At 44.8% G+C, this 15,482-nt stretch carries 14 protein-coding genes; 5 read left to right on the forward strand and 9 right to left on the reverse strand.

Features of this window, described 5'->3' with window-relative positions; all coding sequences use genetic code 11:
* Window positions 1-323: 323 nt before the first annotated feature.
* From HUG20_RS17030 to HUG20_RS17045, 4 genes are read right to left on the reverse strand one after another with little or no spacing between them, the layout of a single operon-like run.
* Entirely contained in the window at window positions 324-1,862 is a 1,539-nt protein-coding gene (locus tag HUG20_RS17030) for a spore germination protein (protein WP_200085870.1), read from the reverse strand.
* A gap of 15 nt (window positions 1,863-1,877) precedes the next feature.
* Window positions 1,878-3,050 (reverse strand): Ger(x)C family spore germination protein, encoded by a 1,173-nt coding sequence (locus HUG20_RS17035; RefSeq protein ID WP_200085871.1) that lies wholly within the window; start codon window positions 3,048-3,050, stop codon window positions 1,878-1,880.
* Window positions 3,047-4,168, reverse strand: a complete 1,122-nt coding sequence (locus HUG20_RS17040; RefSeq protein ID WP_200085872.1) for a GerAB/ArcD/ProY family transporter — start codon at window positions 4,166-4,168, stop codon at window positions 3,047-3,049. Before HUG20_RS17040 ends, HUG20_RS17035 begins: the two co-directional genes overlap by 4 nt.
* Window positions 4,161-4,361 carry a hypothetical protein gene (locus HUG20_RS17045; protein ID WP_200085873.1) on the reverse strand — a complete coding sequence of 67 codons (201 nt, stop codon included), beginning with the start codon at window positions 4,359-4,361 and terminating at the stop codon, window positions 4,161-4,163. The genes HUG20_RS17040 and HUG20_RS17045 overlap by 8 nt, the downstream gene beginning before the upstream one ends.
* Before the next feature lie 96 nt (window positions 4,362-4,457).
* On the opposite strand from HUG20_RS17045, the gene HUG20_RS17050 reads away from it, so the two are divergent.
* A complete protein-coding gene (locus tag HUG20_RS17050; protein WP_200085874.1) occupies window positions 4,458-4,646 on the forward strand; it encodes a hypothetical protein in 189 nt (62 codons plus the stop codon).
* 708 nt (window positions 4,647-5,354) lie between these two features.
* On the forward strand, window positions 5,355-5,786 hold the full coding sequence (locus HUG20_RS17055) for a DUF4064 domain-containing protein (RefSeq protein WP_200085875.1): 432 nt from the start codon (window positions 5,355-5,357) through the stop codon (window positions 5,784-5,786).
* 152 nt (window positions 5,787-5,938) lie between these two features.
* Here the strand turns inward: HUG20_RS17055 and HUG20_RS17060 are convergent, their stop codons facing one another.
* From HUG20_RS17060 to HUG20_RS17070, 3 genes are all read right to left on the reverse strand, one after another.
* Window positions 5,939-7,471, reverse strand: coding sequence for a malate:quinone oxidoreductase (locus HUG20_RS17060; RefSeq protein WP_200085876.1), 1,533 nt, complete (start codon window positions 7,469-7,471; stop codon window positions 5,939-5,941).
* A gap of 129 nt (window positions 7,472-7,600) precedes the next feature.
* Window positions 7,601-9,118, reverse strand: a complete 1,518-nt coding sequence (gene scpC, locus HUG20_RS17065) for a succinyl-CoA:acetate CoA-transferase ScpC (RefSeq protein ID WP_200085877.1) — start codon at window positions 9,116-9,118, stop codon at window positions 7,601-7,603.
* 126 nt (window positions 9,119-9,244) lie between these two features.
* Window positions 9,245-9,895 carry a LytTR family DNA-binding domain-containing protein gene (locus HUG20_RS17070; protein ID WP_200085878.1) on the reverse strand — a complete coding sequence of 217 codons (651 nt, stop codon included), beginning with the start codon at window positions 9,893-9,895 and terminating at the stop codon, window positions 9,245-9,247.
* 1,039 nt (window positions 9,896-10,934) lie between these two features.
* Here HUG20_RS17070 and HUG20_RS17075 point away from each other — a divergent pair.
* The 3 genes from HUG20_RS17075 to HUG20_RS17085 are packed head-to-tail and all read left to right on the forward strand — an operon-like array spanning window position 10,935 to window position 13,539.
* Window positions 10,935-11,624, forward strand: coding sequence for a response regulator transcription factor (locus tag HUG20_RS17075; RefSeq protein ID WP_246476458.1), 690 nt, complete (start codon window positions 10,935-10,937; stop codon window positions 11,622-11,624).
* Window positions 11,621-13,000: a HAMP domain-containing sensor histidine kinase gene (locus tag HUG20_RS17080; RefSeq protein ID WP_200085879.1), complete on the forward strand. Its 1,380-nt coding sequence runs from the start codon at window positions 11,621-11,623 to the stop codon at window positions 12,998-13,000. Before HUG20_RS17075 ends, HUG20_RS17080 begins: the two co-directional genes overlap by 4 nt.
* On the forward strand, window positions 12,997-13,539 hold the full coding sequence (locus HUG20_RS17085; RefSeq protein WP_200085880.1) for a PepSY domain-containing protein: 543 nt from the start codon (window positions 12,997-12,999) through the stop codon (window positions 13,537-13,539). The genes HUG20_RS17080 and HUG20_RS17085 overlap by 4 nt, the downstream gene beginning before the upstream one ends.
* A gap of 100 nt (window positions 13,540-13,639) precedes the next feature.
* On the opposite strand, the gene HUG20_RS17090 is transcribed toward HUG20_RS17085, so the two are convergent.
* A complete protein-coding gene (locus HUG20_RS17090) occupies window positions 13,640-14,137 on the reverse strand; it encodes a YusW family protein (RefSeq protein ID WP_200085881.1) in 498 nt (165 codons plus the stop codon).
* Between the two features lie 136 nt (window positions 14,138-14,273).
* Complete coding sequence (locus HUG20_RS17095) at window positions 14,274-15,425, reverse strand: acyl-CoA dehydrogenase family protein (RefSeq protein WP_200085882.1); 1,152 nt, start codon at window positions 15,423-15,425, stop codon at window positions 14,274-14,276.
* Window positions 15,426-15,482: the final 57 nt, after the last annotated feature.

The following is a 15,482-nucleotide window of genomic DNA, read 5'->3' on the forward strand; positions in this document are numbered from 1 at the left end:
TTTGATATTAGTGATTAAATATGGTAACCATAACACTAGCTAGCGGAGAAAAAACACGTAAACTCCTATGGGGAAGCGCAGTGGGAAGACCCACAGGAAAATAGCGAACTTCTTTTTTCCGAGGAAGATGAGCGCAAGGTTACCACACACATATTTATCCCTAATTTGTTTTGGTGAAGAGCCTTAAATTTCACCATTTCTTCTGATCACCACCAGTAATACTCATTAGATCCCCGGATGCTCGTGTAAAAACCCAATGACAATGACGCCTGTGATCGCTTGCATGACGATGTCGATAACCCCTATTTAAACACACACTTAGATCAATGCTTGTTTTTTGGCGGTTGACGATATCCATCAGCTTTGCGAGGTTCACGCGGGCGCTTACGTAAAACGGTGATTGGAAACCGTACAATGGCATCCATTAAATCAGCGAAATTATAGGGTGCAAACGGAGAGGTGTAGTAACTCCCAAAACTACGTATCCCGACTAAGTGAATATTGATTGCGATATAGACAAGCATAATTCCGTATAAGCCAAAAAATGCCGCTGCAATCATTAATGTAAAACGCAAAAGCCGAAAACTAATAGCCGCACTATATGTAGGGATGGAAAAGTTAGAGATCGCGGTAAGAGCGACAACAATCACCATAATCGGGCTGACAATCCCAGCTTGTACAGCAGCTTCCCCAATAATTAAACCTCCTACAATACCGACAGTTTGACCAATGGGACGAGGGAGACGATTCCCCGCTTCACGTAATAACTCGAAAATCATTTCCATAATGAATGCTTCGATGAAACCGGGAAAAGGAACACCTTCCCGTGCTCCTGCGATGGAAAGCGTTAATGTTGTAGGAATCATTCCTTGATGGAAGGAAACCATAGCGATATATAAGGCCGGTAAAAAAAGGGAGAAAAAAGCGGCCACATACCGAAGGATACGAACAAAAGTACCTAACATCCAACGTTCATATGTATCCTCTGGTGATTTGAGTAATTGGTGAAACGTTACCGGAGCCAGAATGGAAAAAGGCGTTCCATCTAACAGAATAGCCACCCTTCCATCTGTTAACGCTTTAACCGTTCGATCCGGCCTTTCGGTTTGTAAAACTTCCGGAAAAGGCGAAAATGTATTTTCTTCCATAAATTGTTCCAATGTCCCCGTTTCAAGTACTTCATCGATATCAATACAAGCCATTCGATATCGAACTTCCTCCACCAAATTGGTGGTGGCAATACCTTTTAAATAACAAATAGCAAATTCAGTTTTCCCTCGGCGCCCCACATTAGAAATTCGGACCGTTAAATTCGGATCGTTGATTCTTTTGCGCAATAGCATAAGGTTTACTCGTAACGTTTCATTAAATCCATCCCGGGGGCCTCGAATGAGAATTTCTGTTTCAGGCTCATTGATCCCTCGGTCAGGATATCCTTCAGCATCTAAAACCATCAACTGAGCCATACCTTCGATTAACAACAATGTTTCCCCACGCATAACTGGAAGAATGGCCGCATCAAAAGTGCTATAGAACGAAACACCGGAAATCGTCAATACTTCTTTCTGGATATATTCTAAATCCTTATCGGTAAACAAAGTGGATGTTTCTTTGTCGTTGAATTGTACAAGTGGCTTAATAACGTTCTCTTCCAATACTTTTTCGTCACATAGTTCTTCAATATAGAAAAGAACAGCAGGAACTCTGTGGCCAATGGTTAACTCTCTTTGAATAACATCATCACTCTCACCGATTATGTTCTGAACTGATTTTACGTTTTGGGAAAGACGCTCAGAAACCCGGATATCATAGCCATGTCGACTGGTCTCTCTGTTACATTTCTTATGCCGTTTCTTCAACACGTCCGAACCACCCCCCTATGAATGACTGTCCTTTCTTTCTAATTTTTCATTCGACATATAATTTCGGATCTTCGCATCTATCTCTACATCGATATTTGCTTTTGAGAAAGCTCCACCCTCTCCATCCCAGTCCTCATTGGTCTCATTCCAATAGTCGTATGCTTTTATCCGTACATATTGAAGAAAATCAAATACATCCGCCTGATGGTCCTCTTGCATTTTTTTAATGATCGCCTCAACCTTTTTCTGCATTTCCTGTTCGACAGCTTCTTCGAGCTGATCCAGGTTTTTTTGATTATTGATCTCCATGCCATCGATCCAATCTTCAGCCAAAAGGCCTTCTGTTTGAATGTGAACCTGAAAATAATCTTCTCCTTGCTTACGCTCATAGGATATATCGGGATTCAAGTTCATAATCTCAAAGTTAAAAACGCCTCTATCCTCAAAAGGAACCTCTAAGACGCCTTTTTCTGCTTCTCCGACGACTAAATTAAACCCTTCGATATCTTCCTCCGCTAAGGTGCCAATCATTGTGTTGGTTTTTCCTAAAAAAATCGCCCCTCCGTCAATTTTTATCGTATTTTCTTCGTCCACTCTCACAAGAGGAATCAAATAACTCCTTCGACCGATGGCTTGGTCTGCCATGTCCCCCATTGTTAGCTCCTTAGGCATTTGTAAAACAGAGCGTTGCCTTTCCGCTAGAATGGGAATAGACATGGCCGGCATATCTTCTAAATCAACATCAACTTCAAAAATAGATTTTGCTTCACTTGAAGAAACAAAGATGAGGTTTCTTGTTCGCATTTCATGATCTCGGTAAAAGAAATCCAGAAGATGACTCGTCAATCCCTCTTTGGCCAATTCCTGGTTCAAAATGATCACCTGCAGATGCTCGAAGTTTGTTCTACGGCTCGTTTTCGTTGAAATTTCACGAGAAACTTGCATATCCGTTAAGTCGGATCCAGTGACGTTAAAATATGCTTGCTGCGTACCGCCTCCCTCCGACTCCACTTTTAGCGCCTCTGGTACAGCGATTTGATATGTCGTTATCTGAGTGTCATCTTCCCCCGGATCCATTGCCACCCCCATAACAAAACCCAATTCTTCGATTTCTCTTAAGTCCCAGCAACCAACGAGAGAGGATATGAATATGACAATGATCAGAAATCGAAGCATGAACGTTCTCATCTGCCCACATCCTTAAGGTTATGTCGATGCTTACGGTTCCAATAAGTTAAATAACCGCAACTCAGGCCTGCAAGAATTAATATCAGTCCTAAACTGTTAACCCAGTGCCTCATGATAAAGGCTTCAGTGATTGACTGTGGTACAAAGGCTAAGCAGATCACGATAAAGGCTACACTAGCTGTTACCCAGATTTTGTTGACCCGAGGAACAAAGTGGGCTTGAATATTGTGGACAGCCAAAAGATAGCTGATGGACAAAGCATTGAAAATAGACATCACCCAAACCGTAAGCATGAGGGACTCAACACGCTCGAAAAATCCGCCGGGGATTTCAATTTCTTTAGCTAGTTCAACTGTAGGGAAGGTTATAAGTTTTGTAGACTGGAGGCTAAAAATCGCAATACAGCCCATCGTTACCAGTACATTCAGGGTCATAAGGATCATGATGGAAACATTCAAAGGGAATGCTCTAATCTGTGATGCCTTCATGGATGACATAAAGAAAAATAACATTTCAATCCCTATAAAAGCTGGAAATGCCACCGTCATTCCTCTTAATATAGGGGACACTCCTTCAGGAAATAACGGACGTAATTCATGTAGATTTACGTTTGGTATATTAAAAGCCAGCATGAAAATGATAACCAGAAATGTTATAGGAACAAACATCAAGTTTAGATGAATAATGCCTTGGGTTCCTTTGGAAACAGCATAAGCTGCTAATAATACAATCAAAGCTGTCGTAAACTCGGAAGGCGTATAGATCAGTAAGTACAGCTTTACAACGTCACCAAAAATATGTAATTGATAAGCCATTAAACTGACGAAAAAAATAACAAAAAAAAGCGCTAGCCCTTTTGAAATCCAATATCCAAATTTACCTTGTCCAATAAATTCAAGAAGGTTTTGACCCGGATATTTGCGTTGCAAGTGGGTATACAGTGAAATGACCACCATTGTGAGAAAACCATAGAGAATAATTACAATCCAGCTATCTGCTGTCTGCATCACTTCCGTTAATTCACGGGGAGAACTGAGAAATCCAACGCTCGGCGTTGCAGCTAAAAGAGAAACTGCCATTTCATGAGCCTTGATCTGATATGTTTCCCGATTAGTCATTCTCTTTAATCTCTCCCAAGATTTTTCGTCGTTTGCGTTGATTGGCCTCGTTTTTCCATGGTGATGCAGTAACCTCATTCAACCATTTATTTACATAATAAGCGGAAATAATGAAAAGAGAGGTACTGCCGGCTATCATTAATGACAGCCCTGTAGGCAACAAACTTAACAGACGGCTCCACAATTCTTCCACATGACTCACCTCTTCCTTTCAGAGCTACTTAGGGACTGCTGAATAACGGAAAAAGACTGGCATATAAGCATTGTCCGTTGGTGTTGTCAAAGCTGGATGCAAGGAAATCCATCTATAAACAAAAAACCCTTGCACTTCTGGCAACATATGGTGGGACGGTGCTGCAATGGCGTAGACATCAAAGCGGACGCGTCGAGCACCCACAGCGCCGGTTTTGCGCGAGGAGGCTTGACCGTTCGTCCGCGGAAAGCGAAGCCATGGAAGCGGCATCCCGGCTTCAGCTGATAGCTGCAAGTTGTTCAGCAATCCATAATTATTGGAAGACTTCATGTGTTATCATGATCAAACATCCCGAAATTATGTATAGCGTAAAAACTTTACTCGTAAACGTCTTTAATGATCAGATTTTTTGAAATTTTTATTTGAGGTCATCGTTATTCAACTTTGCTGTTCCGCCTGCGGATGAAAAGTAATGCCTTTTAGGAGTAGTACCAGAGAACATAAATGGAAGTAAGTGTGTGCAGTCGTCTGTTTCAGAAATTGTTTCTCCCTTTATTCGCCATACCCATATTTCCTCCCGACGGTACTCATAAGAAGGGCCGGTGTTCATCTCAGAGCAGATTGACCTTCGTTTGAGGGATTACATTGCTTCTCTTGTTCCTCTCGAAGTGGCTCGATCTCATCAGAGGGATTACAAGCGATAACACATTAAGGGAAACAATTTCTGGGATAGATTACTAGTACAGAGTGGTTGCATTAATCACTCACACCAGTGATACAGCCATTCTAAACACGTCATAGCGTGGTTTAACGATTTTCCAGAAATCCCGCCTTCGTTGATTCATCTTTTTAAAGATGGACCCCTCCCTGTGTGCCCCAAATTGAAGTTTTTTCTCTTTTCAAGGACGATGGACCTTCCCGCGCACTTTATTGGGGAATCATTCCAATAGGGTGTGACAGTATCTTTTTATATAGTATTGGAGGATTTGCAAAATGACTCGGGGAGGTGAATTGGTATTAGGCCTTATCGGTGTTGTTTTCACTTTGATTCTGGGCGCATTTCTGGGTTTTATCATTGTAGGATTTCAAGCCTTAATAAGGGCATATGAACAAGACATGATCAATGACCCTACGGTTCCCTCACACGAGGTTGAAGGCGCCACCACTTTCTTTGGATTCCTCGCTTCACTGGGATGGTGGGCTTTTGCAATGCATATCATTGGGCTTATTTTAGGGTTTGTTGCCCTCATTATGTTAAAAAATAATCCCACAACATCAGGTATTTTATATATCATCGCCGGTGGACCGATGTTACTTCTCAGCTTCGGAATATCGTTGATTCCATCTGTTTTATTCATAATCGCGGGCATTAGGTGCCTCGTTAGGAAACCACCTGTTTCATTCGAATATGCACAACCTTATTGAACGCTTGCCCTACATTAGAAAACTTGACTTTTCGCCATGCCTTTATGGCGAAAAATCTTAGTTGCACTTATGTAGGTAATAAAGTTGATTTATACTTTCTTACCTACTAAAAAAGCCGCATTTTCTCCATCGAAAATGCGGCTTTTTTCATTTCACACGTTTTGCAACACCTTTTCTTCTGCATCCCAAAAATCGGAAACATTCTCATCAAGACGAAGAGAGTGCGCTGTTGACGTATGAATGTCACGGAAAAGATCCGGGTTCTCTGACAGTGACACGCCATAAGAAGGGATCATTTCCTTTATTCTCGGTTCCCATTCTTTCATTTCTTGCGGAAAACATTTTTCCAAGACGTCAAGCATCACGTGAACGGCAGTGGAAGCACCCGGAGAAGCACCGAGCAGAGCAGCTATCGATCCGTCATCGGCACTAACAACTTCCGTGCCAAATTGAAGTGTTCCTTTTCCGGAAGCCTCGGTATCTTTGATCACTTGTACACGTTGGCCCGCTGTCACTAACTCCCAATCTTCGATTCTGGCATTTGGAATAAACTCCCGCAATTCTTCCATGCGTTGTTTTTTCGATAACATTAATTGTTTGATCAGGTATTTTGTCAGTGGAATGTTTTTTGCGCCTGCGGCCAGCATTGTTGTGAGATTATCCGATTTTACGGAAGTGGCCAAATCGAATATGGAACCTGTTTTTAAAAACTTTGGCGAGAAACCGGCAAACGGTCCAAACAGCAACGTTTTTTTGTCGTCGATGTATCTGGTATCAAGATGCGGAACCGACATTGGGGGTGCTCCGACCTTCGCCTTGCCGTACACTTTTGCCTGATGCTGCTCGACAACTTCCGGATTGTTGCACGCCATAAAAAGCCCGCTCACCGGAAACCCTCCAACATGTTTCCCTTCAGGAATACCGGATTTCTGCAGCAAATGCAGGCTTCTCCCCCCTGCGCCGATAAAGACGAACTTTGCCGTATGGTGTTCGATGTTGTCGTTGGCCATATCATGCACTTTTACTTCCCACGAGCCGTCGCTCGTCTGTTTAAGATCTTCAACACTATGCCGGTAATGGATATCAACATTATTGTTTTGCAGGTGATCAAGCAACAAGCGTGTTAAAGCTCCAAAATTAACATCCGTTCCCGAATCGATTTTGGTTGCCGCGATCGGTTCATTTGATGTACGGCCTTCCATGATCAGCGGTATCCATTCCTTAAGTTTTTCGGGATCATCGGAATACTCCATCTCTTGAAACAGCGGATCATTGGACAGCGTTTCATAGCGTTTTTTCAAAAACTTTACATTTTCCTCTCCATGCACATAACTCATATGTGGCATGGGCATAATGAATTCCTGCGGCCTACGAATCAAATTGCTATTAACAAGATAAGACCAGAACTGTCTTGAAAGCTGGAACTGTTCATTAATTTTTATTGCTTTGCCGGCATCGATGGATCCGTCAGGTTTTTCGGTTGTATAGTTGAGTTCGCATAGTGCAGCATGGCCGGTACCCGCATTATTCCATTCATTCGAGCTTTCTTCTCCCGAACTTCCGAGTTTCTCAAACACTTTGATTTCCCACTCAGGTGCCAACTCTTTCAATAATGATCCCAAAGTCGCGCTCATCACCCCGGCGCCAATTAAAATAACATCTGTTGTCGTTTGTTTGTTACTCATTTTCTCCACCCTTTACACCCTAAAGTATGAAAAAAGAATGTAGGTACTCTTGCTCGTGCCGATGCACACATCCTAAGTCAACTATAGCCTAATTCTTCAATTTTTCACAGCATTTCCTTTCATGTTTAGCTAAACACCCAACGTTGATTTCTCAAGCATGGTTCCGTTTTTCGCAAAGTTTGTGTGCCAGGAGAACGCCTTCTCTAGGAGGTGAGGCGTGTGGCCTCCCTGTTCGCATGCTTCTTTGTAATAAGCATAGAGTTGTTCCCGATACATCGGATGGGCGCAATGTTCAATAATAAGCGGCACACGTTCTGTCGGTGCTAATCCGCGCAAATCGGCATAGCCTTGTTCTGTCACGATCACATCCACATCGTGTTCGGTGTGGTCGACGTGGGAAACAAAAGGTACGATGCTTGAGACATCCCCCCTCTTTGCTATTGATTTAGTAACAAAAATCGCAAGTCGTGAATTTCGGGTGAAATCTCCTGAACCTCCGATTCCATTCATCATTTCAGTGCCGAGAATATGAGTGGAATTCACATTACCATACAGGTCGACTTCGATCGGCGTGTTAATTGAAATCAAGCCCAATCGACGAATGATTTCCGGATGATTTGAAATTTCTTGCGGCCTTAACATTAAACGATCGCGATACTTATTCATATCCGCATAGACTTCTTCAATTTTCGTTTCAGACAATGTGATGGAACAACCGGAAGCAAAGCGAATTTTGCCAGCGTCCATAAGGTCAAAGACAGCATCTTGCAAAACCTCGGAATACACTTCCAGATCTGTAAACTCCGAATCCAAAAGACCGTGCAAAACGGCGTTGGCCACCGATCCAATGCCGGATTGCAATGGCGCAAGATTATCCGGCAGACGGCCCAATTCTTTTTCTTTACGTAAAAAATCAATCAGATGGTTCGCCATAACAGCCGTTTCCTCATCAGGCGGCACAATCGTCGATGGGGAATCGGCCTGATTGGTAATAACGACGCCTTTAATTTTTTCGATGTCGACGGGAATGCCTTTGGATCCGAGACGGTCGTCAACGTGCTTCAACCCGATGGGTTCGCGGTTTCCTTGCTCGCCTGCTTCATAAATATCATGCAAGCCTTCCATTTCTGCTGGTTGGGCAAGGTTCAACTCAATAATAACCGCTTCCGCTTTTTCTACGAAAATGGAGGAATTGCCAACCGATGTCGACGGGATAATTTCGCCGTTTTCCGTGATTGATATCGCTTCCACAATCGCGAAATCAACAGGATTCAGCGCATCCTGGCGAAGAGCTTCAGCAGTGTGCGATAAATGCTGATCCACAAAAAGCATATCCCCGTGATTAATTTCCCTGCGCATTGTGCTGTCTGCCTGAAAGGGAAGACGTTTATGAACGATGCCGGCGTCAGCCATGATCCGATCAATATCGGAGCCAAGTGAGGCACCGGTATACACATTCACTTTTACGTTTTCTTGTTTGGCTTTATCGACAAGTGCAGATGGAACGGCTTTAGCGTCTCCCGCCCTTGTGAATCCGCTAAGACCCAATGTCATGCCATCATTTATCCAGGAAGCCGCTGTTTCCTCCGAAACAATGCGGTTATGCAAACGTGAATCGCGTAAAAGCTGTTCTATCTTTTGTTCCATAGAAAACCCTCACTTCAGCAATTTTCTCCTCATTATATCAACGAATTGCCAAAGACTCAGGTGCTTCTGAATGAAAAGGCTTAAATGGATGACGAACCAGCAAAAGAAGAACATAAAGCAGAAAAATTAGAAGGAAAGGATTTTACGGAAATGACTGGCGTACGTTTGGCTAACGGGAATTCTCGTTTGGTCCTTCATCATCAACAAGAAAGTTGAATGCGTGTCAGGCTGTATTTCGGTGATAAAATTGACATTGATAATATAGGAACGGTGACAGCGAATAAAGGAATCATCGGGCAAGTGAGGTTCTAGCTCATTCAAACTAAATTTATGCGTACCCGTTCCCCTTTCGGATTGAATCCATGTTTTTCGGTTCTGTGCTTCAAAAAACATAACGTCTGGATAAGGAACGGGCACCCAGCGATCGTTCATTTGAACGGTCACTAAGGACGAAAGGAGACGCAACTGCTTGCTTGGCAAAATAGCAGTAACACACCCTGCGGGTCGCCCAGCGTCAAAAATGGGGACAGACGTCCCGAAGTAGGGGGTACCAAACACTTTGCTATTTATATGATCAGATGTTTTCCGTTGAATGGAGAGAGCCTTATAAGTCACGGTATTTTCATTGATTTTATCGCCGGGCCTGATTTTTAAATCAATGTGTTTGCTTGGCTTATAATAAATAAAGTGTTGGACGTCAGACACGGCAATGGAGGTCTCTTTCGGAAATAGTTCCCTGAACGTTTCCATCATCGAAGCAACCGAAAAATCGTCCATGTAGCGACACTCCTTGTCAGCCTATGAAAAATAATGCTATCTATCTTTATTATAACATCCAAACCGGGAACAACAATCCCCACACACTCCATCAAAAACAAACATGACGCCTCGCGATCAAATTGGAGATGAGACGGACATCAAACATTTTGTTACATTTGCGAACTATATTGGCGTTCGGCAACCATTATGAGTCCGCAGAACACAAGCCTGAGGACCCATTTGGCTTCAGAGCTTCCCTTCGAGTCCGCAGATACTCTTCCTGAGGACTCTTTTCGCTTCAGTACCTCTCCCCGAGTCCGCAGATACTCTTCCTGAGGACTCTTTTCGCTTCAACACCTCTCCCCGAGTCCGCTGATACTCTTCCTGAGGACTCTTTTCGCTTCAACACCTCTCCCCGAGTCCGCTGATACTCTTCCTGAGGACTCTTTTCGCTTCAACACCTCTCCCCGAGTCCGCTGATACTCTTCTTGAGGACTCTTTTCGCTTCAACACCTCTCCCCGAGTCCGCTGATACTCTTCCTGAGGACTCTTTTGGTTTCTAAGCTTCCCTCCGAGTCCGCAAAAACACACAGAACCCATTTAAAATTAAGCATTGGTTATCATTAGAAACTTCTGATGGCGTTTGCTCTATATTTTTTCCTGAAAAAGCCAATCGTTCACGTTCCCCTACTGCCAATCCTGAAACAGACTTTTCACTTTTTGCACCATTCGTTGAACCAATTCAGATTATGGAGCAACAAAAAGACAATTTCCATTGCCTTGATCTCGGCGATTGTTTTGGCTGATAAATCGTTTGTTTCGGCTGATATATTGATGTTTTCCGCTGATATCGAAGTATTTTCGGCTGATAAACGCTACAATGTTGGCACCCAGGCTATTAAGTTGGTATATGGTTTGTCCCAGCGTAGATCCCTCCTATCGAGTGGTTCGTTCTTGATCTTTTATCCATAGCCGACAATTTCTAATCTTATTCTAATCTCTTTTGCCGATTATTTTAGTATAATAAACGTAGAGAGTGAAGCGGAGGTGAACGGTTGTGGCCAGAATATTGATCGTGGAAGACGAGAAGCGCTTGGGGCGGCTTTTAACATTGGAATTGGAGTATGAGGGATACAGCGTGGAAGTTCAACATGATGGCCAATCGGGGTTAGAGGCGACACTCGAAGGGGGCTGGGATCTCGTGATTCTCGATGTGATGCTGCCGTCATTGAGTGGCATGGAGATTCTTAGACGCTTTCGTCGGGAAGATTCGTTGACACCCGTAATGATGCTGACGGCGAGAAATGAAATTCCCGATAAAGTGAGTGGCCTTGATCTCGGTGCGAATGATTATGTATCCAAACCATTTGAAAATGAAGAACTGTTGGCAAGGATCCGCGTCCAGCTACGCGATTATAAAAAAGTGGAAAAAAAACAGACAGAAGAGATCTTACAGTTTGAAGATTTGACGGTGAACGTCCAAAGCCGGGAAGTACAAAGAGGCGATGATCAGATCACACTCACACCGCGGGAATTCGATTTGCTTCATCATTTGATCGTCAATCAGGGTCACGTCCTAAACCGCGAGCAACTTATCCAGGCGGTATGGGGGTATGATTTTATCGGTGACACAAACATTGTGGACGTCTACATCCGCTACCTGCGCAAAAAAATAGATGCCGGCGCTGAGCCGTTAATCCATACAATGAGAGGCGTCGGCTATGTAATGAAAAGGCAAAGTCGATGAAATTAAAAACAAAATTGCAAGTATCAGCGGCACTGGCATTGATTTTCTTTGTCGCTGCTACAAACATATTTGTCTATGTGGTATATGAAAATGACAGTTGGTCCTCGGAAATTACGAGAGTGACCAACCAGGCCGAGGCGATGACCGAACCTCTCAGTGAGGCCATTGAATCCGGAACGGAATTAGACGGCATCATCCAGGCCAATCTTCCCGGAAACGGCATGGTGAGGATCATTGATCAACAGGAAGATACGATTCATACCTCTACGAGAGAGCCACGTTTCTCCGAGTTCCCCGCGCACTTCACGAATACACAAGATGCCCGCACATGGGTCAATGAAGATGGAGAGCGGTTTGTTTTCATTTATAAACCGATCATTTGGGAAGATGGGAGCATCGTCACATTGGAGGTTTCGGAACGCTTACAGGGCATGGAAGCCAATATGGAAGTGCTCCGCTATATTCTCGTAGCGGCATCATTCATTGTCCTCATCCCCGCAGTCCTTGGAGGTTGGGTGTTAGGCACCATCATTTTGCGTCCGATTAATCGCTTAATAGCGACGATGAAGAACATACAGGAAAAAGGAAATTTAAAACCGATTAAAAGCAAACGCCGTTCCCGGGACGAACTTCAGCAGCTAATCGAGGCATTTAACGACATGGTGGAACGTTTGGAACGTGAATTTGAAAAACAAGATCAATTTGTATCTGATGCCTCCCATGAATTACGCACACCGTTAACCGTGATCGACGGATATGCCACCATGTTGAAACGCTGGGGGAAAACAAAACCGGAAGTGTTGGATGAAGGGATTGATGCAATTACGGAAGAAGGGGCGCGGATGAAACATTTGGCCGAACAGTTGCTCCTGCTCGTCAAAGATGGCGAATACCTGCAACTGGCACCCGAGCATTTTCAGCTCGATGCGGTTGTCCGGAAAGCGGTGCGAGCAATGGAAACCGCTACGCAGCGCCAGATTTATTTTCAAGTCACTTCAGAGATGGATGCGCTCCATGTCTATGCCGATATGGAAAAAGTAAAGCAAGTGCTTTACATCATTCTCGATAACGCTCTTAAATACAGCGACAAGCATATTGACGTTTCCGTTTGGCAAGAGAACCGCATGGCCTATGTATCCATCACCGATTACGGTAATGGTATTTCCGAAGTGGACCAGGAACGTATTTTTGATCGCTTTTACAGAATCAACAAAGCACGATCGCGCGAAGACGGTGGCACGGGGCTAGGGTTATCCATTGCTGCCAAATTAATGGAAGCACAAGGCGGACGAATCACATTAGACAGCAACGTCGGCGCGTATACGACATTTACCATCGAAATGCCGGTTGAAGATGCCGGGGAGGTGTATGCATGAAAAAAATGCTATTTATAAGCACCGGCATTGTTATATTTTTGTTGACAGCAGTTGCCGTGACGCAGCTGAATGCCGGTACAGGCAGCGCGCAACTATCAGAGGATGAAATTCGGGAGAAAGTCGGGAACGAATACCCGGGAGACGTAGTAAATGCAGAGTCCACACAGCATAACGGCCAACCCGCGTATGAAGTAGAACTTGCAAACGACCAAGGGATCTATAACCTTCTGGTCGACGCTGCTGAAGGAGAGGTGATGAACCTGGAGATCATTGAAGCTCGAACGGAGAGCGACGGAGAAAGCGAAGAGGAAACGAATGGCGAGGAAGAAGAAACAGCGGGCGATGAACCTCCGGTCACTGCTGCAGAAGCCGTGCAAATCGCTGCGAATGAAGTAGATGGGGTCATTGAAGAAATGGAGCTCGAGATAGATGATGAAAGCACCTATTATGAAATTGAAATCGAATCAAGCAGCGGAGACATCGATATAGATATTGATGCGTATACCGGAGAGATACTCGTTTTTTCGTATGATGATTAGGGGAACGTCTCCAGCCTCATACGTTATAATTTCTACGAAAAGCCTGTTTTGAACCCTAAAAAGGGCTTTCGCAATGTCGCGAAAGCCTTTTTCAATCGTGTTACTCGTCTTCAATCTCCAATTCCTTGCCGTCCAAAAATTCGATTTCAATTTCCAGTTCATTGTAATCCGAATCTAAGTCAAACGCTTCAAGCGCAGCTTGCTTCACTTCCTCCTCATTTGAGTTTTCGTCAATGCCCACGTTTGGCAGGATATCGGAAAGCTCGTTCAGCGCCTCGTCTCCGCTGATTTCAGTTTCCTTGTCCCCGCGCTCATCCTCAATTTCCGCTTCCGGATCGCCGCCTTCATATTCGTAATCTGCTTCATATTCCCGATCCCCGTACTCTACGTCCAACTCAAACTCCTTATATGGAAGCGATTCGAACCAGTCATTTTCGCCATCTGTCTGCACGGTTGTTTCTTCCTCTTGGACCGACGTTTCACCACTGTCTTTCGGTGCTTGCCCATCATCCCCCGCACTAGCATTAAACTGGGAAAATCCGACGGCCGACAAAGAGATTGCAGCTACACACCCTGTGGCAATCATAAATTTTTTCATGTCATGTTTCCTCCTTTATTTGGTATACATTCACTGTACACCTCCCCGATGAACCTTCTCTGAATGTAACATTAAAAATTGATTAGAAAATAAAACGGTGCACCACTCTCGAAAGTGATACACCGCTTTCGCTGTTTTATTCGTTTCGTCCAAACGCGTCGCCTGCCAGTTGCATGATCGTCATGTCATCCATCGGTGGGTTATGCAGACCGGCGCGCACATCGCGGTAATACCGGCCGAGCGGCGTGTCGGGTTGCAAACTTTTCGCCCCGGCAACGCGCATGGCAAGGTCCACGATATCGACCGCGTCGTTGACGACCACGTGTTTGGCCGCGCCCAGTTCCGTTTTCATCTGCTGGCGGGTTTCCTGATCGCCTCGGTCCCATTTACCTGCGACCGAATAGAGGAAGTGGCGGCTTCTTTGCCGCATCAGCTCCGCTTCGCCGATTTTCTGCTTAATGTTTGGAAGATCAGCAATTGTTCCTTCGATGCTGTTGGGCGAATAGTGATTGGCATAATTGGCACTGTAATCAAGGGCCGCCTCCGCGATGCCGAGGTAGCAAGCCGGGATGTGCAAAAGCCATCCGGCTGCTTCTTTTTGCGGAGTGAGTGCTTGCACATAATCTGCATCCTTCAATTCTACATTTTCCAGCACGAGATCATCACTTCCGCTCGCACGCATGCCGAGGGCGTCCCACGTATGGTCGATGGATACTCCCGGCAAACTGCGATGCACCAAGAAGTTCCCGACTTCGTCCCTGCCTTCAATACCGGCGCTTACGATAAAATAATCAAGGGTTGGCGCAAGCGTGGTAAAGGTTTTGCGGCCGCTGATTATCCAGCCGTTCTTCGTTTTTGTTGCTGTTGTTTCCGGACGTCCGCCGCGAGTCGGGCTTCCCGTCGCCGGTTCACTGGCAGCCCCATTGAGCAAAGCGCCGTTCTCCACAATATCGCGGGCGACGGCCGCGTAGGTTTTTTCATCCCATGTCTCGTTTTCCCCGATTTGCATCGCGAGGCCCATATGCCAGCCGATCGATAGCGCGGTGGAACCATCGGCTTTGGCGATGGTTTCCTGCAACTCCAGCATCTCCGACAGGCTGATGCCCTGGCCGCCATATTTTTTTGGCACCGTAAGACCCGGATAGTTTGCTTCCCGCAACGCTTTAAAATTTTCATGGGGGAACGTCCCCGCGCGATCATGCTCGGCAGCTCTTTCTTTAAATGCAGGCGTAATTTTTTCCAATATTTCCAGTCGTTCTTGTTGCGTCTGGCATGTTGCTAAATTCATGGTTATCCCTCACCTTTTCAAGCATCTCCCTTAATTATACTAAAACGATCGGGATTA

It is taken from the genome of Salicibibacter cibi (assembly GCF_016495865.1).
GTDB lineage: Bacteria > Bacillota > Bacilli > Bacillales > Marinococcaceae > Salicibibacter > Salicibibacter cibi.